General features: G+C 62.7%; 18 protein-coding genes. 13 read left to right on the plus strand and 5 right to left on the minus strand.

Annotation, left to right across the window (positions count from 1 at the left end; genetic code table 11):
* The first annotated feature begins 10 nt into the window (after positions 1–10).
* Genes tssM through QRN10_RS24075 form a run of 3 tightly spaced genes read left to right on the plus strand, consistent with a single transcriptional unit; the run spans position 11 to position 4,961 of the window.
* Positions 11–3,394, plus strand: coding sequence for a type VI secretion system membrane subunit TssM (tssM, locus tag QRN10_RS24065; RefSeq protein WP_285429319.1), 3,384 nt, complete (start codon positions 11–13; stop codon positions 3,392–3,394).
* Positions 3,391–4,122: a PP2C family protein-serine/threonine phosphatase gene (locus tag QRN10_RS24070; protein WP_285429320.1), complete on the plus strand. Its 732-nt coding sequence runs from the start codon at positions 3,391–3,393 to the stop codon at positions 4,120–4,122. Before tssM ends, QRN10_RS24070 begins: the two co-directional genes overlap by 4 nt.
* Positions 4,119–4,961: a serine/threonine-protein kinase gene (locus tag QRN10_RS24075; protein WP_253508016.1), complete on the plus strand. Its 843-nt coding sequence runs from the start codon at positions 4,119–4,121 to the stop codon at positions 4,959–4,961. The genes QRN10_RS24070 and QRN10_RS24075 overlap by 4 nt, the downstream gene beginning before the upstream one ends.
* Here the strand turns inward: QRN10_RS24075 and QRN10_RS24080 are convergent.
* The gene (locus tag QRN10_RS24080; RefSeq protein ID WP_253508014.1) at positions 4,958–5,323 is read right to left on the minus strand and encodes a DUF6388 family protein; all 366 of its coding nucleotides are present in this window, start codon (positions 5,321–5,323) and stop codon (positions 4,958–4,960) included. The genes QRN10_RS24075 and QRN10_RS24080 overlap by 4 nt on opposite strands.
* Positions 5,316–5,582 carry a hypothetical protein gene (locus tag QRN10_RS24085; protein WP_181076923.1) on the minus strand — a complete coding sequence of 89 codons (267 nt, stop codon included), beginning with the start codon at positions 5,580–5,582 and terminating at the stop codon, positions 5,316–5,318. The genes QRN10_RS24080 and QRN10_RS24085 overlap by 8 nt, the downstream gene beginning before the upstream one ends.
* 318 nt (positions 5,583–5,900) lie before the next feature.
* Here QRN10_RS24085 and QRN10_RS24090 point away from each other — a divergent pair, with 318 nt between their 5' ends.
* Positions 5,901–7,976 (plus strand): PTS sugar transporter subunit IIC/EAL domain-containing protein, encoded by a 2,076-nt coding sequence (locus QRN10_RS24090; protein WP_181076924.1) that lies wholly within the window; start codon positions 5,901–5,903, stop codon positions 7,974–7,976.
* On the opposite strand, the gene QRN10_RS24095 is transcribed toward QRN10_RS24090, so the two are convergent.
* Genes QRN10_RS24095 through QRN10_RS24105 form a run of 3 tightly spaced genes read right to left on the minus strand, consistent with a single transcriptional unit; the run spans position 7,973 to position 11,256 of the window.
* Positions 7,973–8,815 carry a metal-dependent hydrolase gene (locus QRN10_RS24095; RefSeq protein WP_285429321.1) on the minus strand — a complete coding sequence of 281 codons (843 nt, stop codon included), beginning with the start codon at positions 8,813–8,815 and terminating at the stop codon, positions 7,973–7,975. The genes QRN10_RS24090 and QRN10_RS24095 overlap by 4 nt on opposite strands.
* 15 nt (positions 8,816–8,830) lie before the next feature.
* Positions 8,831–9,721 carry an SDR family NAD(P)-dependent oxidoreductase gene (locus tag QRN10_RS24100; protein WP_285429322.1) on the minus strand — a complete coding sequence of 297 codons (891 nt, stop codon included), beginning with the start codon at positions 9,719–9,721 and terminating at the stop codon, positions 8,831–8,833.
* Entirely contained in the window at positions 9,718–11,256 is a 1,539-nt protein-coding gene (locus QRN10_RS24105; protein ID WP_253508008.1) for a flavin-containing monooxygenase, read from the minus strand. Before QRN10_RS24105 ends, QRN10_RS24100 begins: the two co-directional genes overlap by 4 nt.
* A 276-nt stretch (positions 11,257–11,532) precedes the next feature.
* Here QRN10_RS24105 and QRN10_RS24110 point away from each other — a divergent pair, with 276 nt between their 5' ends.
* The 9 genes from QRN10_RS24110 (at position 11,533) to QRN10_RS24150 (ending at position 23,284) form a co-directional block, all read left to right on the plus strand.
* Entirely contained in the window at positions 11,533–12,525 is a 993-nt protein-coding gene (locus tag QRN10_RS24110; RefSeq protein ID WP_285429323.1) for an alpha/beta fold hydrolase, read from the plus strand.
* Between the two features lie 308 nt (positions 12,526–12,833).
* The gene (locus QRN10_RS24115) at positions 12,834–14,114 is read left to right on the plus strand and encodes an alkane 1-monooxygenase (protein WP_181076932.1); all 1,281 of its coding nucleotides are present in this window, start codon (positions 12,834–12,836) and stop codon (positions 14,112–14,114) included.
* 134 nt (positions 14,115–14,248) lie between these two features.
* Positions 14,249–14,743: an alkane oxidation protein activator PraA gene (gene praA / locus QRN10_RS24120; protein WP_181076933.1), complete on the plus strand. Its 495-nt coding sequence runs from the start codon at positions 14,249–14,251 to the stop codon at positions 14,741–14,743.
* A gap of 131 nt (positions 14,744–14,874) precedes the next feature.
* Complete coding sequence (gene praB, locus QRN10_RS24125) at positions 14,875–15,369, plus strand: alkane oxidation protein activator PraB (RefSeq protein WP_181076935.1); 495 nt, start codon at positions 14,875–14,877, stop codon at positions 15,367–15,369.
* Between the two features lie 133 nt (positions 15,370–15,502).
* Entirely contained in the window at positions 15,503–16,957 is a 1,455-nt protein-coding gene (locus QRN10_RS24130; protein ID WP_181076936.1) for an outer membrane protein transport protein, read from the plus strand.
* A gap of 229 nt (positions 16,958–17,186) precedes the next feature.
* Entirely contained in the window at positions 17,187–19,712 is a 2,526-nt protein-coding gene (locus tag QRN10_RS24135; RefSeq protein WP_285429324.1) for an acyl-CoA dehydrogenase, read from the plus strand.
* A 38-nt stretch (positions 19,713–19,750) separates the two neighbouring features.
* Complete coding sequence (locus QRN10_RS24140; protein ID WP_285429325.1) at positions 19,751–21,094, plus strand: 3-oxoacyl-ACP reductase; 1,344 nt, start codon at positions 19,751–19,753, stop codon at positions 21,092–21,094.
* 4 nt (positions 21,095–21,098) lie between these two features.
* The gene (locus tag QRN10_RS24145; protein ID WP_285429326.1) at positions 21,099–21,989 is read left to right on the plus strand and encodes a MaoC/PaaZ C-terminal domain-containing protein; all 891 of its coding nucleotides are present in this window, start codon (positions 21,099–21,101) and stop codon (positions 21,987–21,989) included.
* Entirely contained in the window at positions 21,986–23,284 is a 1,299-nt protein-coding gene (locus tag QRN10_RS24150; RefSeq protein ID WP_181076944.1) for an acetyl-CoA C-acetyltransferase, read from the plus strand. The genes QRN10_RS24145 and QRN10_RS24150 overlap by 4 nt, the downstream gene beginning before the upstream one ends.
* Positions 23,285–23,302: the final 18 nt, after the last annotated feature.

Consider the following 23,302-nt stretch of genomic DNA (forward strand, 5'->3'; position numbering starts at 1 on the left):
GGGAGCAATCATGAGCGCATTCTTCAAGGGCGTGGGCGCGTTGCTGCGCAAAATTTGGTTATGGAGCCTGTTGTTGGTACTGGGCAGCGCACTGTTGGTATGGTTTGCCGGGCCGCTGTTGGCGGTCGCTGACCACCGTTTCTGGCAAAGCTCGACGGCGCGTCTGCTGACGATCAGCGCGTTGCTTCTCGCATGGGGGCTGGCGATGGTGGGGGCCGGCGGACGGCGTGCCGCACGGTTGCGCTTACCTGAGACCGAGGCGAGTCACCCGCGCGACGGATTGGTGGAGACGGAGCAACGCCAGGTGCGCGGGCGTTTCAAGGAGGCCTTGCACACCTTGAGAACCACGCGGCGTTACGGTGAGCGCAGCGCGCGCTGGCGCAACGAGTTGCCTTGGTATTTGTTGATTGGCGAGCAAGGCAGCGGCAAAAGCTCTTTGCTGTCGGCCAACGGTTTGGTTTACCCGCTCGATCGCTCAGAGGCGCGGTCTTCGAGAGCGAACGCTTACTTTGATGCCTACCTGGCCGACGAAGCCGTTGTGATAGAGGTTGCCGGGCGCTATCTGACGCAGCCTGACGTGCCGGTGGACGGTGCTGGATGGTCGACGTTGCTGGGCCTGCTCAAGTCGCGACACCGAGCGCGGCCGCTCAACGGTGTGGTGGTGACCCTGGCGGTGGAAACGTTGCTGGGCATGAACGAGCACGACCTCGACCTGCATGCACGACGGATACACACGCGTCTGCAAGACATCCAGCAACGGCTGCACATGGACGTGCCGGTGTACCTGATACTGACCCAGGCCGACCGCTTGCCGGGGTTCGCCGAATTCTTCGACTCCCCTATGGGCGACAGCGCAGAAGCGGTGCTCGGAGAGCCCCTGGCGGCAGGCAAGGCCGGCACCGAGATCGGCCATGTGCGCGAAGCGTTCGAGAGGTTGCTGAAGCGTCTGGGCACGCAGGTGATTGCTCGCTTGCATCTGGAACGTGATGTCGAGCGCCGCGGGCAGATGCTTGACTTCCCCCGGCAGGTTGCCCATATCGGTGAGCGTTTATGCCTGTTCGTGGAAACTGCGTTCTGCGCTCATCGCTTCCAGCGCATCAATCGACTGCGCGGGTTCTACCTGGCCTGCGGGGCGTCGGAGGACGGACGCTCGTATTTCGTGCAGGGCCTGTTCAACCGCGTGATCTTTGCGGAGGCTGACCTAGCGGGGCTGCATACCCCCGAGCGACAACGCCTGCGCCGCCGCCAAGGCCTTGGGATGCTGGTCGCTTCGTTGCTCGTGGTCGTGGCGGGAATAGTCTGGACACACAGTTACTCGGTCAACCACCAGCGCCTGCTGCAATTGGCGCAACTGCTCGACATCCAACCGCCCGATCCTGCCATAGCGGATTCCACCCTGGCACTGCTGCCGCGGCTGGACAGCCATCGGGCTGCGACCCAGGTATTCCCTCCCGTGGCGCAGGTGCGGATGGTCGAGCGGGTAGGGTTGTTCCAAGGCGAGGCCGTCCGTCCGCTGTTATCCGATGTTTATGACAGGACACTGCATCAGCAACTGCTGCCGCAAGTGGTTGCCCTGCTTGAAGAACAGGTCCGGGCCAGCCTGGGCGATCGCGAAACGTTGATGGATACGTTGCGGGCGTACCTGATGCTTAACTTGCCGAAACGTCGTGATAATGCCTGGCTGAAGGAGCGTGTGGCGGGTCATTGGTCTGCACGTTACGCCAGCGACCCGTCGGTGCAGAAGCGCTTGAACGAGCATTTCTCGCGCTTGCTTGAGCAACCGTTCGTGATGCCCTTGAGCGATGACCTGGTGGCCGAGGCTCGCCAACAATTGCGCGGTGAATCGCTCGCCGGCGTGGTCTATCGGGCGCTGCGTCACCAGGCTCGCAACCTTGAACCTTATCGACTGGTACAGGGGCGCGGGCTTTCCGCGCCGGATGAACCCATCCCCGGCTTCTTCACCCGGCGGTATGTGCAGTACTTCGAAAAGCAGGGGCCGCGACTGGTCAACGCCATCGCGCAGGACAACTGGGTGCTCGGCGAAAGCGGTGACCTGAGCCCCACGGATTTACGCCAGCTGATGCTGGAGCTGGAGCAACGCTATTTCAGCGAGTATGCCGATGCGTGGAGCCACGCCATCGGTCAGGTTCGGCTGTTGGAGAGCGACAACCTGCGACAGCATGCCGAGACGCTTGCCGATCTGGCATCCGCCCAGTCGCCGTGGGTGCAACTGTTGCATCAGTTGCTTGAAAACACCCGGCTTGTGGCGCAACGCGAGCACCTTGAGGGCGTGACGCGCCAAGTTGGCGAGCTGGGCGTTGCGGCGCAGGCGGGCGCGTCCCTGTTGTCAGGCAGCGCATTACCGGGGCAGATGGCACCTGATTCCGCGCGGCGCGCGTTGCAGCGGCGCTTCGAGCCCTTGCATCAATTGGTGGATGCGGAGCAGAACCCACGTGAACAACTGCTGCAGGCGTTGCGGCTGCTGGATGAATGGCAACTGCAGTTGGCGGGCTTGAACCGCGATGACTTGCCCGAACAGGCCGCGTTCAGGATGGCCAGCCGGCGCATGGATGGCCAGCAACCGCAATTGGGGCGTTTACGTGATACGGCTGCGCGCCTGCCGCAACCTCTGAAAGGGTGGTTCGACAGTATTGCCGACGATAGCTGGCGGCTGTTGCTTGACAGCGCTCATGCCTATGTCAATCAGCGCTACCAGAGCGAACTCTACGGCTTTTACGCCAAGACGATTCAGCGTCGGTATCCATTCACTGCCAGCGCACGCACCGATGTCGCCCTGGAGGATTTTCAGGAATTCTTCAAGCCACGGGGGAGTTTGGCGCGCTTCTACGACAGCCATCTGCGCGCGTTTGTCAGTGCAGACGGCCGCCGCTACCGCCTGCGTAGCCTGGACGGCCGCAGCCTGCCGATGTCGCGCTCGCTGCTGGACCAACTCAGCAAAGCCCAGATGATTCGTCAAGGTTTCTTCAATGACGAGCAGGAGTGGGCGGTGCGGTTCAGTCTGGCGCCCTACAGCCTGGACCCGGCTGTCAGCCGTGCGATGCTGAGTATTGGCGACAAACAGCTCGAATATCGCCACGGACCCATCGTGCCCATGGTGTTCGACTGGCCCGGCGAGGCGGACCAGAGCCGCACCAGCCTGGTACTGGAGCGTGGCGCGCAGCGGCCATTAGGCATCAAGGATAACAGCGGGGCGTGGTCATTGTTTCGGTTCGTCGAGCTGATGCAAAGTGAGCTCATTGATGCTCGCCAGGCCCGCCTGTTCAAGGCTGATCTCTCCGGGCTGCGTGCGCACTTCCTGCTTTCCAGCCAGCGCAACCCGGTGCCGCTGCAGTGGGAGCAATGGCGCACCTTTCGCTTGCCGGAGCAACTATGACCCCGATGCCTGCGTTGTGGCGCAGCGCCGGGCGTACAGCGCGGGGCAAGCTGCGTGCGCGCAACGAGGACGCTTTCCTCGACTGCCCGCAGCGTGGCTGCTGGGCGGTAGCCGACGGCATGGGCGGCCATCGTGCCGGGGATGTGGCCAGCCAGTCGGTCATCCGAAGCCTGGCGTCGTTGCCTGGCGATGATGGCTTCGATCAGCGTATCGACACGGTGCGCAGGCGCCTGCGCGCACTTGACCGCCAGTTGAGCCGCGCGGCGCCATCGGTTGATGGCAGCCTGACGGATATGATGGGCAGCACCGTGGTCGCCTTGCTGCTGGATGGCAATCGTGCCGCCTGCCTTTGGGTCGGCGACAGCCGATGCTACCTCTGGCGCGGGCAACGTCTTTACCAGTTGTCGCGGGACCATTCACGCTTGCAGCAATTGATGGATCGCCAGCACTTGACCCTGGAGCAGGCGCGCGGCCATCCGAATGCCAGAGCCCTGACGCGGGCCATCGGCGGCCGACAACCCCTGAGCCTGGAGGTGCTGGAACTGTGCGTCCGCCCCGGCGATGTGTTTTTACTGTGCAGCGACGGTTTGTATCAGGGGCTCAGCCACGGCGTGCTGGGGCGTGCGCTGAGTATGAACAACCCTCGGCAAATGGTGGATCGGTTGTTCGCCGAAGTGTTGCGCGGCTCGGCCCAGGACGACCTGACGGCGGTGGTGGTGCAGCCATGAGCGCGGCCCTGGGCCCGCCCGACCTGCTTGCGGGGCGCTATCAGCTTGAGCGCGTGTTGGGAACGGGTGGGATGGGTGTGGTTTATCGTGCACGAGACCTGCTGCACGAAGCCTTCGGTGAGCCCAGCCCCTGGGTCGCATTGAAACTGCTGGGCGACAGCCTTTCCACCTGTCCCGATGGGCATGTGCTGCTGTACAGCGAATTCGCCCTGACACGAAGGCTGCGCCATGAGCACGTGGTGCGCGCGTTCGCTTTTGAAGTCGACACGGTGCGTCAGGTGGCGTTCTTCACCATGGAGTGGCTGCCGGGGCTGACCCTGGACCGGCTGCTGCTGGAGTACCCGGACGGCCTGCCTTGGAATGAGCTGCAACCGATGGCCGTGCAACTGTTGGATGCGCTTGCTTATGCGCACCGCGCGGGTGTGCTGCATGGGGATATAAAACCGACCAACATCATGGTCGGGGAGCAGGGCTTGTGTCTGTTCGACTTCGGCCTGGGGCATGCCGAGTCGCAAAGAGCCGCCGGATTACCAGGCTTGAGCCACCGTCGCTTGAATGCCTGGACCCCGGCCTATGCCGCCCCGGAGTTGAAGGACGGCGGCGGACCGTCAGTGAGCGCCGACCTTTATGGCGCCGCGCGCGTACTGTACGAGTTGGCCCAGGGAAGGCGCGTCGTGGAGCCTCACCGCACCCGCCCACTGCCCCGGCCGCGCAGGTTGCCCAGGCGCTGCTGGAGCGCGTTGCGTTCAGCCTTGAGCTGGGCTGCGACGCATCGAACGGTTACGGTTGAGCAACTGCGCGATAGCATGGCGGTGACGCACCGGCGATGGTTTGTCTAGGGGAGTGGGACGCCGGGCAGGTTGTGCAGCTCGCAGTATTCGGACCAGCTCAATCCGGCCATCTGCGCCACTTCCCTGTGCACTTCCAAGCGTTGAGCGTTGAAGGCTTCGGGGGACTCGGCGGTGAGTTTAAGCGTCAGTTCCCACGCGAACAAACCCAGGCGCTCGGCTTCCGCCTCGAAGGCTTCGTGCAAGCGTTCCGCGCGGTATTGGGCAAGCGATTCACCCTTGGCCTGAGCGGCCAGGGGATTCAAGGCGTCCAATTGCGCGAGGAGCTCCGGATGGGCCACAAGAAATCGATCAAGGGCCAGTTGATGGCTATCACCCGGCTCAGCTACAGGATCGTTTCTACGCTCAGACACCGGTGCCGACCTCCTGGTGGGATTCCCTGCGTCGAGCACGCTTGCGCAGGTGGCGCGATACCCGATGCTGCAGTGGTTCGAGTATGAAGAACAGCAGATAGGCCATCAGCACCAGCGTCAGATCAACCCAGGTACCGGCGATCGGTCCGGACACTTCTTCAACAATATCTTTGATTACAAACAACAGGGCGACTCCGCCCAGCCATAGCATTGCGTTAAGCAGCAGTGGCCGCATTGCGTTCGACAACTTGTGTTGCATTTTGAACCTACCTCCTGGGTACCTGGTATGACTCAGGCCCTGCTTCCCTGAATTGGCGACCTCAGCCTGACGCTTTGCCGGGTCACACTCACGCTCCATAAGCCGTCAATAGTACCCGCTCAACCACGATTAGGGATTTTTCCTACTTAAAAAGTTCAATTAATTGCGCGCGATCATCCATTCCAGGCCGCAACCCCCTGGAAAATCGACGCCAACGCCGTAAAGGCCTTTCGCTCCCAGTGCCTGGGCGTGTAGCGTTACCTCGTGTTTCCGGGCCCTGCCTTGAAGGGCATCGTGCGATGGGCAGAGGGATGGGTCATGGCGCAAACGCTCTTCAAGCTTTTCTTCACCCAACGTCTGGCGGCCTTGGCCAGCACCGAGTCGTTGCGGGCAATCCGCGAAGGGCTGTTGTGGATCCTGCCTTGCCTGCTCGTTTCGGCCGGGTTTCTGATCCTGTCCGAATGCGCCCGGGTGCTGGGATTCGACCCGCGACTGGTGGCCTTTCTCGCGGGGCTGCATAACCAGATCAGTTCGGTCATCCCACTGCTGGTGGCCGCGTCCATTGGCTACATGCTGGCGATCCAGTATCGCCTCCCGCAGCTTCCGGTGGCGTTTCTCTGCCTGGCCCACGTGGTGATCGCCACCTTTGTACTGCGCGACTACCCACGGGCCTCGGCCACCTTCGTGTTATTCATCGCCATCGCCTCGCCGTTGCTGAACGTGCCGGCCGTGGCCTGGTTGCACCGTTATCGTTGGACGCGGCTGGTCAACGAGGACCTGGTGGGGCACAACCTGCGTGGCACCATCAACATGGTCGTGCCCGGCGCGCTCACCGCCCTGGCATTGGTCACGGTCCTGTCGTTACTGCTGCAAGTCCCGTATGTGGCACAGTTGCAGGGGCCGCAGGTGCTGGATGCGTTGCAGTCGCCCTACGGCAGCGGCCTGTTCGTGACGCTGATGAATTCGCTGTTGTGGTTCTTCGGAATCCACGGCGTGTACGCCATGCAGCCGCTGTTCGATGTGTTGGATCAGGCCGTGGTGCTCAACGGCACGGCGGCGGCTGCAGGGGAGCCGATCAAGTACCTGTTGAACAGCGGTCTGCTCGGCAGTTTTGCTTTTATCGGCGGTTCGGGCGGCGCGTTATGCCTGCTGCTGGCGATCCTGCTGTTTTCCAAGAGCCAGTCCATGCGCCTGGTCGCCGTGGCGAGCTTGCCGCTGTCACTGTTCAACGTCAGCGAGGTGCTGCTGTTCGGCTTGCCGATCATCCTCAACCCGCGTCTGTTCATCCCCTTTCTATTAGTGCCTGCCATGAACGCAATGCTGGCCTTGGGGGCGGTGCAGATGGGCTGGGTTTCGCCGGCGGTGGCCAGTGTGCCGTTCACCTCTCCGGTGTTGCTCAATGCTTATCTGAGCACTCACGGCGACCTGGCGGCGGTCGCGCTGCAGGTGGCGTTGCTGGGCCTGGGCACGCTCGTGTATGTGCCGTATGTGCGGGCGATCCATCGCCAGGCCAGCGAAGGCGGCACGGTGTATCTCAAATCCCTGGACATGACCTTCCGTGGCCTGGAGGAAAAAGGCCGGCTGCGCGAACTGGACCCCGTGCTGGCTTCCCACAAGACCCTGGCGCGTCACGCCAATGAGCTGAGCCGCATCCAGCAGATCAGCGACTACGATTTCTATCTGGAATTCCAACCGCAAGTCTCGACCCGCACCGGACTGTGCACCGGGTGCGAGGCCTTGATGCGCGCTCGCGATGCCCAGGGCACGGTGCATTCGCCCTGGGAATTCCTGCAATGGCTGGCCCAGGCCCAATTGATGCCGGACGTGGACATGTGGGTGGCGTCCCAGGCCGTGCGCCAATACCAGAAATGGCAAAAGTTGGGGTTCACGCTACCCATGACCATTAATATTTCCAGCGCGACGCTGACGGATGCCACCTATGGCGAGCGCCTCGTCGGCATCCTGGCACAGGCCCACGGGCAGGTCTCGGTGGAGATCACCGAAGATGCTCTGGTCAGCGATATCCAGGCTACGCGGCGGACGATTCAGAAACTCCAGGCGATTGGCGCCAAGGTGTATATCGACGACTTTGGCACCGGTTTTTCAGCGTTGAGTTACCTGCACCAGTTTCCGGTGGACTTTATCAAGATCGACCGTAGCTTCGTGGTGGCCCAGCATGATCCCAAGGGCGCGCAGGTCCTGACCGGGATGCTGCGTTTCTGCGAGGCGTTGAACCTGGGTGTGGTCGTCGAAGGGGTGGAGACCGCCGAGCAACTGGCCTTCCTGAACACCGGCAGCGAACTGTTTATCCAGGGCTGGTATTTCAGCAAGGCGCTGCCGGGCGATCAGTTGGAAGGCTTTGTGCGCGAACGTGCGGCGTTGGCGCAGACCTAGGCGGATTCGTAGCCGCGCCGGGTCTGTTCGATGTCGTCGACCAAAGCGTCGATACCGGCCAGGTGCGCGCGATTGTCATGATCCCAAGGGTGGAAGCCTGGCTTGAAGTAATGCAGCCAAGGCACCAGCATGCGCGGGAAAATGCCTTTAGGGCCATACAGAAACTTGAGCATGCGCCAGAAGCCCTTGAAAAAACCTCCCGCCTTGCGGTCCGCCACCAGCAAGCGCACATGAAAGTCCAGCACCACCAGCCAGAACAGCAGCGTAGTGGTGAGCATGGTCCCGGTGCGCAGCAGATAGCGCCCGGGGCCCGGCTTGATCACAGTGTTCCATACGTCAAACGCCACGGCTTTGTGCTCGGTTTCTTCGAGGGCGTGCCAGTACCACATTTGCTGGTAGCCCTTGAGTGAATGGCCGAAGCGCGACGGGTCGCTCAGCAGGATCTCGGCGAGCATCGCGGTGTAGTGCTCCAGGGCGATGGTCACGGCCAGGTTGAACGCCGGCGGCAGGTGTTTTTTTTGCCAGTCGAGGATGAATTTCAACCGCCGATCGAGGGTGTGCGCCGGCAGGCCCGCCGCTTGCAGCAGGTCGTTATAGGCCACATGTTCGCGGCTGTGCATGGCCTCTTGACCGATAAAACCCTGGATTTCCTTCTTCAACAGCGGGTCGTCGATGCGCTGCCGGTAATGGCGCACGCTGTCCATGAAGAACAGTTCGCCCTGGGGAAACAGCAGCGACAGGGCATTGAAGAAGTGCGTGATGAACGGGCCTTGTTCGTGCCAGTCCTTGATGCGCTCGGCGGGCAGGGCAAAACGGACATCGCGACGGATGGGTAGCATGGGCTGTGCTCCTGTTCAGAGACGAGACTCGTCGTTGGTTTCAAACACTGGCGTGCGCGGTTTGGGAGCCATGCGTTTGCTGGCAAATACCACCAACGCCTGGTAAGCCGCCGGCAGGCAACGGGCAAGCAGGTCGAGGGCATAGGCGTCGCGGCCGATCAACACGCGACGCTTGTTTTTGCGCACTCCGTGCAGGATCACTGTCGCGGCCTGGTCGGCATCGGTGATAAACAGTTTTTCGAAGTCGGCGCGGGCCTGTTGTTCGCTGTGGATCAAAAAACCGGTCATGTTCGCGTCGATACGGCTGCTGCGGCAGATATCGGTGCGGATCCCGCCGGGGTGCACGCAGGTCGCCGACACGCCGCAGCGTTGCAGGTCGAGTTCCTGGCGCAGCGCCTCGGTAAAGCCACGCACTGCGAACTTGCTGGCGTTGTAGCCGCTCATGCCCGGCTGCGCGAACAGCCCGAACACGCTGGAGGTGTTGATCACGTGGCCTTCGCCGCTTGCCTTGAGGTAGGGGAGGAAGGCCTTGGTGCCGTGGACCACGCCCCAGAAATTGATACCGACGATCCACTCCAGGTCAGCGTAATCCACGCCCTCTATGGTACTTGACAGTGCCACCCCGGCATTGTTGAAAACCAGGTTGACCTGGCCGTGCTCGGCCATGCAGCGCGCGGCCCAATCCTGCATGGCTTGGCGGTCGGCCACATCAAGCATCTGCGTAGTGATCCGCACCGGCGGCAGGCCCGACTCTTCGATCAAGGCGCGGGTGTGTTCCAGGCCTTGAAGGTTTTTGTCCGCCAGTGCCAGGTGGCACCCCTCACGGGCCAAGGCCAGTGCCAGCGCGCGACCCATGCCGGAGGCCGCGCCGGTGATGGCCGCAACGCGGCCGTTGAATGACTTCATGACAGGCTTCCTTCGGGATTGGCGCGGACCACGGAGGGCGCACGCGCAGGGGGGCTGAGGACCGCCATGCCCGTCACATAATCCTTGAGCGCGAACTGGCGGGTGAGTTGCTTGAAACGCCAGGTCGAGCCGGGCCAGAGCGTGGTGTTCCTGCCGGTGCGCGGGTCCAGATACCAGCTCTGGCAACCGCCGGTGTTCCAGATGGTGCGTTCAAGCTTGTGTTGCAGATGGTGGTTGTAGGCCTGTTCCACCGTCGACTTGACCTCCACCGTGGCGATACGCTGGCGTTGCATCTGCTTGAGCGCGTCGAGGATGTAGGCCACCTGGGCCTCAATCATCAGGATCATCGAGTTGTGCCCAAGCCCGGTATTGGGCCCGACAATCAGGAACAGGTTGGGATAGCCGGGCACGGTTGTGCCCTTGTAGGCATGGGCGCCCTCACGCCAAGTGTCCATCAGGTCCATGCCGTCGCGGCCGATGATGCAGCCGCGTGGCAGCGGGTCGCTGGCCTGGAAGCCGGTGCCGAAAATCAGGCAGTCCGCCGGGTGCTTGATACCGTCGGCGGTGATCACGCCGTCGGGTTCGATGCGCTGCACAGGCTCGGTCACCACCTCGACATTGCTGCGCGACAATGCCGGGTAATAGTCATTGGAGATCAGCACGCGCTTGCAGCCGATGGTGTAGTCCGGCGTGAGGCGCTTGCGCAGGGAAGGGCGCGCCACTTGCCTGTGCAGGTGACGCAGGGCGATACGCTGCACCATCTTCATCAGCCGCGGATGCCGCGCAAAGCCCACCACCCGTCCTTCCAATGCCCAGTAAAACCCCGCGCGCATAAGCCGCTGCGTAACAGGCACGTGCTTGAACAGCCAGCGTTCCAGCGGCCCAATCGCACGGTCGGGTTTGGGCATGATCCATGGCGGCGTGCGCTGGAACAGGTCCAGATGGGCCACCTGCGGGGCGATCTGCGGCACGAATTGAATCGCGCTGGCGCCGGTGCCGATCACCGCCACGCGCTTGCCCTTGAGCGAATAACCATGGTCCCACTGCTGCGAGTGGAAACGCTGGCCCTTAAAACTTTCCAGGCCCGGAATATCCGGCAACGCCGGGCGCGACAGGCCGCCCATCCCCGACACCAATACCCGTGCGCTCACCTGCCGACCGTTGCTGAAACTCAGGTGCCAGCGCTGTTGGGCTTCATCGAACACCGCGCGGGTCAACCCCATACCGAAGCGCAGGTAGGGCGCCAGCTCGAAACGCGTGGCGCATTGTTCCAAATACGCGCGAATTTCCGCCTGCGGCGCGAACTGCCGTGTCCAGTTCGGGTTGGGCGCAAAGGAAAACGAGTAGACATGGGACTGCACATCGCAGGCACAGCCGGGGTAATGGTTGTCGCGCCAGGTACCGCCGAGGCTGTCGGCCTGTTCGGCGACGAAAAAGTCGGTAAGCCCGGCCTGCTTGAGCTGGATGGCCATGCACAGGCCGGCGAAGCCTGTACCGATGATGGCGATGTCGATCGAGTCATTGTGGGCATTCATAGGCTGTCCTGAGTGGGCATCGGATGGGCTCCTGATCTTGTTGTGTCTTTTGGGTGGAACGCCGTTGCAAAGGAAAATTTAATTAATTATTTTAAAAAAGATTTTAAATAATCTACCTGAAAATATCGCCTACGCTAGGTCCTTGTCTCGAATGTGCGATTTGTCCGACGGACGCGCATGTCTGTATCAGGCTCGGGTCCAGGGTGTGTGCGGTGGCCGAGGCCCGACCAATTCCGGTTGGGGCGCCGGCGGCAGGGAATGCAGAGGACCGAGCGCATGACGATGGAATGGGTAATGGCTGCGGGTGTGGGGGCGTGTGCAATGGCCTGGGGTTTCAGCGCCTGGATGACGCGGCGCATTGAAAAGGCCGTGCCGCGCGATGGCCGTTTTATTGAGGTCGACGGCGAGCAATTCCACTATGTGGAAGAGGGCAACGGGCCGCCATTGGTGATGATTCACGGATTGATGGGTAGCAGTCGCAACCTGACCTACGCCTTGTCCGGTCACTTGCGCGAGCAGTTTCGGGTGATCACCCTCGACCGGCCGGGCTCGGGTTACTCCACGCGCCGCGCCGGCACTGCGGCCGACCTGCCGGGCCAGGCGCGGCAAATTGCCCGGTTCATCCAGGCGTTGCGGTTGGACCCACCGCTGGTGCTTGGGCATTCCCTGGGGGGCGCGCTCGCTCTGGCGCTGGCCCTCGACCATCCTGAGACGGTATCGGGCCTGGTCCTGGTGGCGCCACTGACTCATCCCCAGCCGACATTGCCGCCGGTGTTCTGGTCGCTGGCGGTGCGGCCGGCATGGCTGCGCCGCTGGGTTGCCCATACGTTGACGGTGCCCATTGGCCTGTTGACTCGGCGCAGTGTGGTCAAAGGCATCTTCGCGCCGGATGTTGCGCCCGAGGATTTCGCCACCCGTGGCGGTGGCCTGTTGGGCATGCGTCCAGCCAACTTTTATGCCGCCTCCAGTGAAATTGCCCTGGTCAACGACGACCTGCCGCACATGGTCCGGCGCTACCCAGGCCTGACCTTGCCGATTGGCTTGATCTACGGCGCGCGGGACCGGGTGCTGGACTTTCGCACGCACGGTCAGGCGCTCGCCGACAGGGTGCCGGGCCTGAAACTGCAGCTCGTTGAAGGGCGCGGCCACATGCTGCCGATTACCGCCACGCCGCGGGTGGTGGAGCTGGTGCAGCAGTTGGCCAAGCGCGTGCGGTCAGGGCATGCCAATACGCAACTGACCCCGCCCGTTGCCCTGGCGAACAAATAATCATCGCCGTCGTGTTCGGGCGGGGCGGTGCAAACCGTTGTTCTAGAGACCTGACTGGCGGACCTAAAAAAAGACTGCGCAGTCACCTGAAAAAGCGCTCGACAAAGTAGTTGACGACCTAACGATTCCGCGCTATCTATTTAAAAAAATATTTCAATATTTATTTTGAAATGAATTTTTTGAAGTGCCTAAGAGCGAACAAAAATGAAAAAAACGCTTTTTATCGCATGCTTGATGTCCGGGGACCGCTCGCGCTCCCCCATCCTGTGGTCCGCCACTCGGCCTGCGCGTTTTGCCCGGAGGCTGCCATGAACCAGACGCTCGCAGCACCTTCGGTATGGGCCGATGGCAAACGCCACCTGTGGTGGCTGGGCATCATGCCCCTGGCCACGCCGCTGTTGTCCGGAGCACTGGCGATCAGCACCGGCGTCCAGCAGCTCTGGTGGGTCGGGGTGCTGGTGATCTTCGGCCTGATTCCGTTGATCGACGGCCTGCTCGGCGAAGACGTCAGCAACCCACCGGAATCCGCCGTCGGCCACCTTGAATCCCAGCGCTATTACCGCTGGATCGTCTACACCGGCGTACTCTTTGTGATCGCCTCGGTGGTGATTACCGGCTGGCTCGCCGCGGGGGGCATTGCCTGGATCATCGACGGCGGGCTGCTACAGGCCACCGCCCATCTCGACCCGGCTGACTGGCTGTCCCAGGTGGCCGCTTACGTCACCGCCCGCACTCAGTTGCATGGCGAACCGAGCTGGTTCACTTACCTGGGCATGGCCATGTCGACCGGTGCCGCCACCGGGATTGCGATCAACACCGCCCATGAACTGGGGCACAAACCCAAACCCCTGGAGGTGTTCCTGGCCAAGGTCACGCTGGCGCCGACCTTCTACGGGCACTTTTACACCGAACACAACCGTGGCCATCACGTCCGCGTCGCGACCCCGGAAGATCCGGCCAGCTCGCGCCTGGGGGAAAGCTTCTGGGCATTTCTACCACGCTCGGTGTGGTTCAGCGCGCGCTCGGCCTGGAACCTTGAGCGTGAGCGCCTGCGCAAACTCGGTCTGCCGGCCTGGCACTGGAAAAACGCCGTGCTCAGTGCCTGGATGTACAGCGTGGTGCTGTGGGGCGCGATGATTGCCTGGCTCGGGGCGGCGGTGATTCCGTTCCTGATTATCCAGGGCATCTATGGATTCTCGTTGCTGGAAGTCGTGAACTATGTCGAACACTACGGCCTTAAGCGTCAGAAGTTGCCCAACGGGCGCTATGAGCGTTGTTCACCCCGACATTCCTGGAACAGTAATCGGATTGTCACCAACATCTTTCTATTCCAGTTGCAGCGCCATTCCGATCACCATGCCAACCCCACGCGCAGTTATCAGTCGTTGCGCCACTTCGATGAGTCGCCGCAACTGCCCTATGGTTATGCAAGCATGATTGTCTGGGCCTATGTGCCGTACTTGTGGCGCCGCCGCATGGACCATCGCGTACTTAATCATTATGCCGGGGATATCACCCTGACCAATCTTCAACCGTCGCAACGTTTGAAGTATCTGGAGAAGTACAGCCATAACGCCACACCGTTCTAATGTAATTAGAAACAGGGTTATCGGCGCGCGGTGTATCCAGCGCGCGGGTTTTTGTCGCCCTGGGTTTGTCGCTCAAATAGTTAGCAAGTTGTGTTTGACCCGAACAAAAACAATTAAAGGGAAGGACGTCCACCATGCAGGCACCCGCCAAATTCACCGCTCATGTCGTATTGGCCGCGTTGGGGCTGATCGCCTATCACCAGGCCCAGGCCGCCCGCATCGAGCCGGCCGGCAGCGCTTTTACGGCACAGGGTCCCATCAGCTTTTCCAAGGGGGCACTGATCAGCGCCGACTGCACCATTAAAGTCGCCGGCAAAGTGGCGGCGGATGGCGCATCGGTCAATGTCGACAAAGTTGAATTCGATGGCGGCCTCAAGTGCAGCCGGGTGGAGGCCATTAACTTGCCTTGGATACTGGTGGCCAAAGACAGCCGCAGCGGGTCCATGTCAAAAATCAGCGTTGATGTACATGCCTTCGGTCTGGGCGGCAAGTGCGGTCCCTCTACCGCTGATGGCACCTGGGATAACGCCACCGGAAAGTTGGAAGCGGCCAATGTGCCGATTGGCGAAGACTGCAAGATAAAAACGGTGTCGATCAAGATGCCGCCCAACTTCAAAGTGGTTGATTAACGCAACGCACATTAATAGCGGTAATTGCATTGAAATTTGGCTGGAAAGGGAAGTTCTGCAGTTTCACCGTGACCTCTCGTTCATGGCCATTACCCCTGGCGAATGACTCGCCATCACTGTGAGGAAAAACAATGAAAAGCTTGAAAACCCTCGTATCGTTGTCTGCTCTGGCTGTCTGCATGGGTGCTGCGTCGATGGCGAACGCCTATAGCATCGCCCCGGTCAATACCAGCTTTACCGCACCTGGGACGATTTCGGTGAAATCGCCGTCTTCTTTCCAGGCAACCGTCAACTGCGGCGCCACCTTCACCGGTAATGTCGACGCCACCGGCGTTGCCAAAATCACTGGCGTGGCGGTCACCGGTGGCGGTCTTTGCGCATTGCCGAAAATCACCGGCCTGCCGTGGACCCTCACCGCCACCGGCCCAACGGCGGGTACCGTGACCAACGTCGGCTATACCATCGCCGCTTCGATTCTGTACCCGGCTTCCAATTGCGGCCCGTCCACCATCACCGTGGGCTACAGCGGTGGTGTGCTCACCGCGACCAACCAGACCCTGAGCGGCAACTGCACGGTCGCCAGCCTGAGCGTGACCCCAAGCCCGGCACTGACCATCGTGCCTTGATCGCCGGTTGAGAACGAAGGGCTGATCACCCGTGGAAAAACCGGCGCCTTTACCGGGCGCCGGTTCAGGCTGGGCCAGGCAGCAGGACGAACCGGCAGGGCCGGCTCGGAGCGATAACAATAAGGAGTGCCGCATGAATAATAAGAAACAACATGTGCAGGTTTTGCTGGGGCTGGCGTTGATAGGCGGCGTGGTAGTGGCCGCGCCTGTTCAGGCCGGCGGCTTTTCAACCCCCACTTACGGCGCGCCAGGCTGGGGCAGGGCCTTTGCCGGCGGTTCGCTGTTCAAGAATGACCCCAGCTCCGCCTACAACAACCCGGCGGCCATGGCCTTCGTCGAACACAACGTCGCGCAGCTTACCGTCGACTATGCGCGCATCAAGATCAAGTACAAGGGCGATGCCTTCGATTACGCCGGCAACCCCGTTTCCAGCACGCCGCTGGACGCCAACGGTTTTCCTGACGTGGCAGCCGCCACGCCGAATAACAACGACGGCGGCGAGGGCGGCTTTACCGCGTGGCTGCCCACCGGTTTTATGGTCATGCCCCTCGGAGACCGGTTCGCGTTCGGCTTGAGCCAGGTCGTGCCGCAGGGCATGCGCTCCACCTGGGATGAAAATTCGAAACTGCGCGATTTTGCCGTGGACACCAAGATTGAAACGGTGGGGCTCACCGGCTCCCTGTCCTTCAAGGTCAACGACCAGTTTTCCCTCGGCGGGGGATTGATCGTGCAGCACAGCAAGGGCTTCGTCAGTCAGAACGTCGACCTGCTGTCCGCCGCGGCAGTGTCCGATTCAGTCCTGGGTGGCATCAACTTCCCGTCGGATGTGGGCAGCGCCCTGATGCGGGTCAAAGTCGATAATATTTCGACCGGCTGGTTTACCGGGCTCGTGTGGAAACCCACGGACCGCGACACGCTGGGCTTGAATTATCACGCCAAGATCAAGAACAAGATGACCGGCAAATACACCGTCCGCGCCGACCAGTTCTCCAACAACCTGATGACTCAGCCGAGCCCGTTCGGCGGCACCGGTACGCTGGTCAACACCGCTTATCCAGGGCTTGAACTGTACCCGAACGGCGCCCATGCCAGCGTCCAGTTGGACATCCCCGCCACGGCGGGCCTGGACTGGGTGCACCAGTTCAATGACCGTTTGACCCTGGGGGCGAGCGTCACCTGGACCGAGTGGTCATCGTTCAAGGACCTGACCCTTGAGTCTGGCGGCACCACCGTTGTCTCCATTCCCTACAACTACAAGAACACCTGGATGTATTCCCTGGGCGGCGACTATCGGTTGACCGACGAACTGACCCTGCGCGCCGGTGTTGCTCTCGACCAGACGCCGACCCGCAATTCGACCCGCGACCCGCGCATTCCGGATGGCGATCGCACGTTCCTGTCATTGGGCGCCGGCTACGATGTCAAAGCCGTCAAGGGCCTGAGCCTGGACTTGGCGTATTCCCACCAGTTCGTGCAGGAGGTCAAGCTCAAGACCCAGAACGTGGATCGCCTGGGCGGCGCGCGACTCGACGGTAAAGCCGAATCGTCGGGCGATGTGGTCAGCGTATCGGCGACCTACGCGTTCTAACCGTACGTTGAAGGGCGGGAGCAGCCAGCGCATCTGGCTGCCTTGCCGGTGATTTTTTCGTGCAACCCGGCTGAGTCCGCTCAGCCGTTATTTTTCGCCCAGGCATTAAATAAAAATTTCAAAACAAAATTTGAATTTGTATCTTCCCGTTTGTAGTGTGGCTTTACGCCGCTGTCGTGCTTGCGCGACCTGCTTAGGTGTCGTGCCCTGAATCGAGTAGAGGTCTCCCATGGTTATCTGGTTATTGGCGGGTTTCGTAGCAGCGCTTGCCCTGGCGTATCGACAAGCGGCGGCAGCCCAATGGCTGGGGGTCAGCCTGGTGTGGCTGGCGCTCGCTTACCTGTTCGGCGTGGTCGCTGGCCTTGGCGTCAGCGTTGCGGTGCTGCTGGTGGTGGCTCCCGCGTTGCTGATGACGATAAAACCCTTGCGGCGCGCGCTGCTAAGCAGCAGGGCCCTCGGCCTGTTTCGCACGATCATGCCGGCCATGTCCGACACGGAACGCGCGGCCATCGAGTCCGGCACCGTGTGGTGGGATGCCGAGTTGTTCAGCGGTAAACCCGACTGGCGGCGCCTGCTGCAGGCCGCACCGGCCAGTCTCAGCGCTGAGGAACAGGCGTTTCTGGATAACGAAGTGGAAACCCTGTGCGACATCGCCAACGACTGGGAAACCACCCAGGTCTGGCAGGACATGTCCCCCGAAGGCTGGCAGTACACCAAGAGCGCCGGTTTCCTCGGCATGATCATTCCCAAGCAATACGGCGGCAAAGGCTTCTCCCACTACGCCCACTCCCAAGTGGTGATGAAGCTCTCCACGCGCTGTTCGGCAGCGGCCATTTCAGTGATGGTGCCCAACTCGCTCGGCCCGGCCGAACTGTTGTTGCACTACGGCACCGATGCCCAGCGCAATTACTACCTGCCGCGCCTGGCCCGTGGCGAAGACATCCCGTGCTTCGCCCTGACCAGCCCCTACGCCGGTTCCGACGCCGGGGCGATTCCCGATGTGGGCATCGTCTGCAAGGGCCTGCATGACGGGCAGGAAGTGCTGGGCCTGCGGGTGACCTGGGACAAGCGCTACATCACCCTTGGCCCGATCGCGACGGTGCTGGGCCTGGCGTTCCGCGCCGAAGACCCGGACGGCCTGCTCGGCACGCCCGGCTCGCTGGGCATCACCTGCGCGTTGATTCCCACCTCCCACCCCGGCGTCAACAGCGGCCGGCGGCACTGGCCGCTTAACGCGGTGTTCCAGAACGGCCCGACCACCGGCAAAGACGTGTTTATTCCGCTGGACTGGGTGATCGGCGGCCGCGAGCAGGTCGGCAACGGCTGGCGCATGTTGATGGAGTGCCTGGCCGCCGGTCGTGCGATTTCCCTGCCTTCGGCCAATGTCGGCCTGGGCAAGGTCGCGGTGCGGGGCACCTCGGCCTACGCGGCCATGCGCAAACAGTTCGGCCTGCCCATCGGCAAGTTCGAAGGGGTGCAGGCACCGCTGGCGCGCATGGTCGGGCATTTGTACGCCTGCGACGCGGTGCGCAAGGTCTCGGTGGCGTCCCTGGATGCTGGAGAAAAACCCTCGGTGATCTCGGCCATCGCCAAGTACCACGTCACCGAGCGGGCGCGGATGATCGTCAACGATGGCATGGACATCGTCGCCGGCAAAGGCATCTGCATGGGCCCCAATAACTTCCTGGCCCGTGCCTACCAGCAAAGCCCCATCGCCATCACCGTGGAAGGCGCGAACATCATGACGCGCTGCCTGATCATCTTTGGCCAGGGCCTGATCCGTTGCCATCCCTATGTGTTCCGCGAGATGGAAGCGGCGCGCAACCCGGACCGGCGCCAAGCGCTGGAAGCGTTCGACAGCGCCATGTTCGGTCACGTGAGTTTTGTGTTGGCCAATACCGTACGCGCGGCGGTACATGGGCTGACCGGCGGCCGGCTGATTTCCGTACCGGCCAAGACCGACCCGGCGCTGGCGTCCTACTACCGCCAGGCCAATCGGCTGTCGGTGGTGTTGGCGCTGATCTCGGACGTTTCCATGGGCGTGCTGGGCGGTGCGCTCAAACGCAAGGAAAGCCTCACCGGGCGCCTGGGGGACGTGCTGTCACAGTTGTATATCCTGTCCTGCGTGCTTAAACGCTTTGAGGACGATGGCCGCCCCCAGGCGGACCTGCCGCTGGTGCATTGGTCGGCCCAGGACGCGCTGCTGCGCGCCCATGAAGCCTTGGCCGAAGTGCTCGACAATTACCCCTCCAAAACCGTTGCGCGGGTGATGCGGGCCATGAGTTTTCCGTTCGGTCTGCCCTTGCGCAAACCGTCGGACCGCCTGTTGGCCGACGTCGCCGACGCGGTACAGACCCCCGGCGCCACCCGCGACCGCTTGCTGGCCGATTCCTACATCCCGCGCCCGGAAATCGACAAGTTGGCTTATGGCGAACTGGGCTTCCGTTTGCTGCCCCAGGTGGAGCTGATCGACGCCCGGCTCAAGCCCGCGATCAAGCAAGGCGTGCTCGACCCGCTGCCGATCTCCGCCACGGCCTTTGCCACCTGGCGCGTCAAGGCCCGGGCGCTGGACCTGATCAGCGACGATGAGGAGACCTTGCTCGCCCGCTACGTGGAATACGCCGATCACGGCATCCAGGTGGATGACTTCCCCCAGGACTTCGGATTGCTGGAGGCGTTGCAACAGCGCAAGCAGGCGCTGGAGCCGACCACCAAGCGTCGTACGGCTCAGGGCGAAAACGCCTCGGTCAACTAGGAAAAACCCGATCAGAATGTGTGAGAGTGATTGCTGATATGAGTGACAGCTACCTAACCTTCGTCAATTCGCCCTGGGGCCGTCGCCTGGCACAGGCGGCGGGCTTGCCGCAGCCCTTGCCGTTGCAGCGTCATCGCAGCGGCCAGCAAAGTCTGGTGAACCCGGTGATTGTCGCCGGGGCAGGGCGCCTGATGACCCAGGTGCAACGGGTTTTCAGCGACACCGACACAGTTGCCGCCACCCCGGCGACACTCAACGCGCCGTCTACGGTCAAGGTGCAAGGCGCGGTATTCGATGCCAGCGGGCTTGCCAGCCTGGAGCAACTCGACGAGCTGTACCGGTTCTTCCACTGCAATGCCAGACGCCTCGGCCAGCACGCGCGGGTGGTGGTGCTCGGCACGGCGCCGGAGCACTGCGCGGATCTGCCCCAGGCCGTCGCCCAACGCGCCCTCGAAGGCTTGGTGCGGTCCCTGGCCAAGGAGCTGCGCCGGGCTATCACCGTGCAGTTGCTGTACGTGGCACCGGGCGCTGAGGACGCGCTGGACAGCAGCCTGCGGTTTTTCCTGTCGCGCCGATCGGCCTATGTGTCGGGGCAAGTGGTGCGCGTACACGCGCCGGTGGACGGCCACGTCACGGTCAGCTGGGACAAACCCTTCGCCGGCCGCCGCGCGCTGGTCACCGGCGCGTCCCGTGGTATCGGCCTGGCCATCGCTCAGGTGCTGGCTCGTGACGGCGCGCATGTGGTCTGTGTGGACGTGCCTCAGGCCCACGATGCCCTGCAGCAGGCCGCCGGCGCAGTGAACGGTTCGGCATTGCCGCTGGATATCACCGCGCCCGACGCCGCCTCGCTGTTGCAGGCCCATGTCAGCCAGTACGGCGCGTTCGATGTGGTGGTGCACAACGCCGGGATTACCCGCGACAAAACCATCGTCAAGATGAGCGAATCGGCGTGGCAGAGTGTGCTGGCGGTCAACCTGCAGGCGCCGCTGTGCTTGAGCAACGCGTTGCTGGAGTGCGAGGGCCTCAACCCTGGCGGCCGCATTGTCTGCGTGTCGTCGATTTCCGGCATCGCCGGCAACCTCGGGCAAAGCAACTACGCCACCTCCAAGGCCGGTGTGATCGGCCTGGTACAAGGGCTGGCGCCGCGCGCGGCGACTCAGCAGGTTACGGTCAATGCCGTGGCGCCAGGCTTTATCGAGACGCAGATGACGGCCCGCATCCCTTTGATGATCCGCGAGGCAGGGCGGCGCATGAATTCGCTGTCCCAGGGTGGGCAGCCGATCGACGTGGCCGAAACCATCGGCTGGCTGGCCCATCCGGCGTCGGGCGGGGTTAACGGCCAAGTGGTGCGCGTGTGCGGCCAAAGCCTGTTGGGAGCCTGATGCCATGGACGACCTGACGCAAATCATCGACCCACCGCCGTCACGCACGCGACTGCTGCTGGATGGTATGCGCGCACTGCGCAAACCCAAGCTGGACGGCGCGCCGCTGCTGCCCAAGGCGCGCCTGGTGCGCCCGGCGGTGGAGCTGTCGGCTGAGGGTATCGCCGCGTATGGCCGCGCCTGCGGTTTTCGCCGCGAGCAGGGCGTGCCGTTGACCTATCCCCATGTGCTGGCCTTTCCTTTGCACTTGATGTTGTTGACCCGCCCCAGTTTCCCGTACCCGGCCAGCGGCATGGTGCACCTGGCTAACCGCATTCGGCAGTACCAACGCCTGCGGGAAGGCCAGGCGTTGCGGCTGGAGGTGTATGCCGAGCGCTGGGTCGCTCACCCTAAAGGGCAGGCCCTGAGCATCGCCACTCGTGCCTACAGCGCGGGCGCGCTGGTGTGGGAGGGCGATAGCCTGTACCTGCGCCGGGGCGTGGCGGACCCGGTCGGCGAACCTTGGGTGGACGCGCTGGGCGTGGCTTCAGACAGCTGGGTCCGTACCCAGAAGTGGCTGTTGCCGGCCGACCTGGGCCGGCGTTTTGCCAAGGTGTCCGGGGATTTCAACCCGATCCACACCTCGGTCATCGGCGCCAGGCTGTTCGGCTTTCGCCGCGCCATCGCCCATGGCATGTGGACCCTGGGCCGCGCGCTCGCCGCCCAGCAACCGCCGGGTGGCCTGGAGCGCGCCGAGGTGCGGTGCGAATTCAAGTTGCCGATCCTGCTGCCTGGCCAGGTCGCGCTGTGGAATCCACCTTCCAGCGGCCCGCGTCGCGCTTTCGAAGTGCGCAACGGTGCGGGCGACAAACCCCATCTGCGCGGCCTGCTGTCCTTCAATGAGAACCTGCAATGAGTCACTACAGCTTCAACCCGGCGCCGACCCGCCGCGTGGCGATTATCGGCGGCAACCGTATTCCCTTCGCGCGCTCCAACACCGTGTACGCCCACGACAGCAATCAGGATTTGCTGGTGGCGGCGCTGCAAGGTCTGGTGGACCGCTACAACCTGCACGGCCAGCGCCTGGGCGAGTTCGCCGCCGGTGCGGTGATCAAGCATTCGCGGGATTTCAACCTGGCGCGCGAGTCGTTGCTGTCCACCACGCTGTCGCCCGAAACGCCCGCCTACGACGTGCAGCAAGCCTGCGGCACGGGGCTGGAAGCGGCGTTGCTGGTGGCCAATAAAATTGCCCTGGGTCAGATCGAAGCGGGCATCGCCGGGGGCGCCGACACGACCTCCGATGCGCCCATCGGCATCAACGAGTCCCTGCGTCACACCTTGCTCGCGGCCAATCGCGCCAAGGGCATGGGTAACCAATTGAAGGCGTTGCTTAAGGTCCGTCCGTCGATGTTTTTCAAGCCGCTGCTGCCGCGCAACGGTGAGCCGCGCACCGGCCTGTCCATGGGCGAGCACTGCGAAGAAATGGCCAAGCGCTGGCAGATCAAACGCCTGGCCCAGGATGAATTGACCCTCACCAGCCATCAGCGCCTCGCGGCGGCGTACCAGCGCGGCTTCTTCGACGACCTGATCAGCCCCCATCGTGGCCTGGCCCGGGATAATAACCTGCGTGCCGACGCCAGCCTGGAGAGGCTCGCCGGCCTGTCCCCCGCCTATGACCGCCAGAGCGGCACGCTCACCGCCGGCAATTCCACGCCGCTGACCGATGGCGCCTCGGTGGTGCTGCTGGCCAGCGAAGCCTGGGCCGCCGAGCACGGTTGGCCGGTGCTGGCTTACTTGCGTACCGGCGAGACGGCAGCGGTCAATTTTGTCGACGGCAGCGAAGGCTTGTTGATGGCGCCGGCCTATGCGGTGCCGCGCATGTTGCAACGTGAAGGCTTGAGCTTTGCCGACTTCGATTTGTTCGAGATCCACGAAGCGTTCGCCGCCCAGGTGCTGTGTACGCTCAAAGCCTGGGAAGACCCCGACTACTGCCGCGAGCGGCTAGGCTTGGCGGCACCGCTGGGGGCGATCGACCGGGCCAAAATGAATGTCAACGGCGGCTCCCTCGGCTGCGGTCATCCGTTCGCCGCCACCGGCGGTCGGCAGTTGGCGGCGCTGGCCAAGGCGATCCATGAGCGCGGCGGCGGCCGCGGCCTGATTTCGATCTGCGCCGCGGGCGGGCTGGGCATTACCGCCATCGTCGAAAAATAGCGCTGTTAAAAACAACAA

This window comes from Pseudomonas sp. lyk4-R2A-8 (assembly GCF_030209095.1).
GTDB classification, from domain to species: domain Bacteria; phylum Pseudomonadota; class Gammaproteobacteria; order Pseudomonadales; family Pseudomonadaceae; genus Aquipseudomonas; species Aquipseudomonas quebecensis.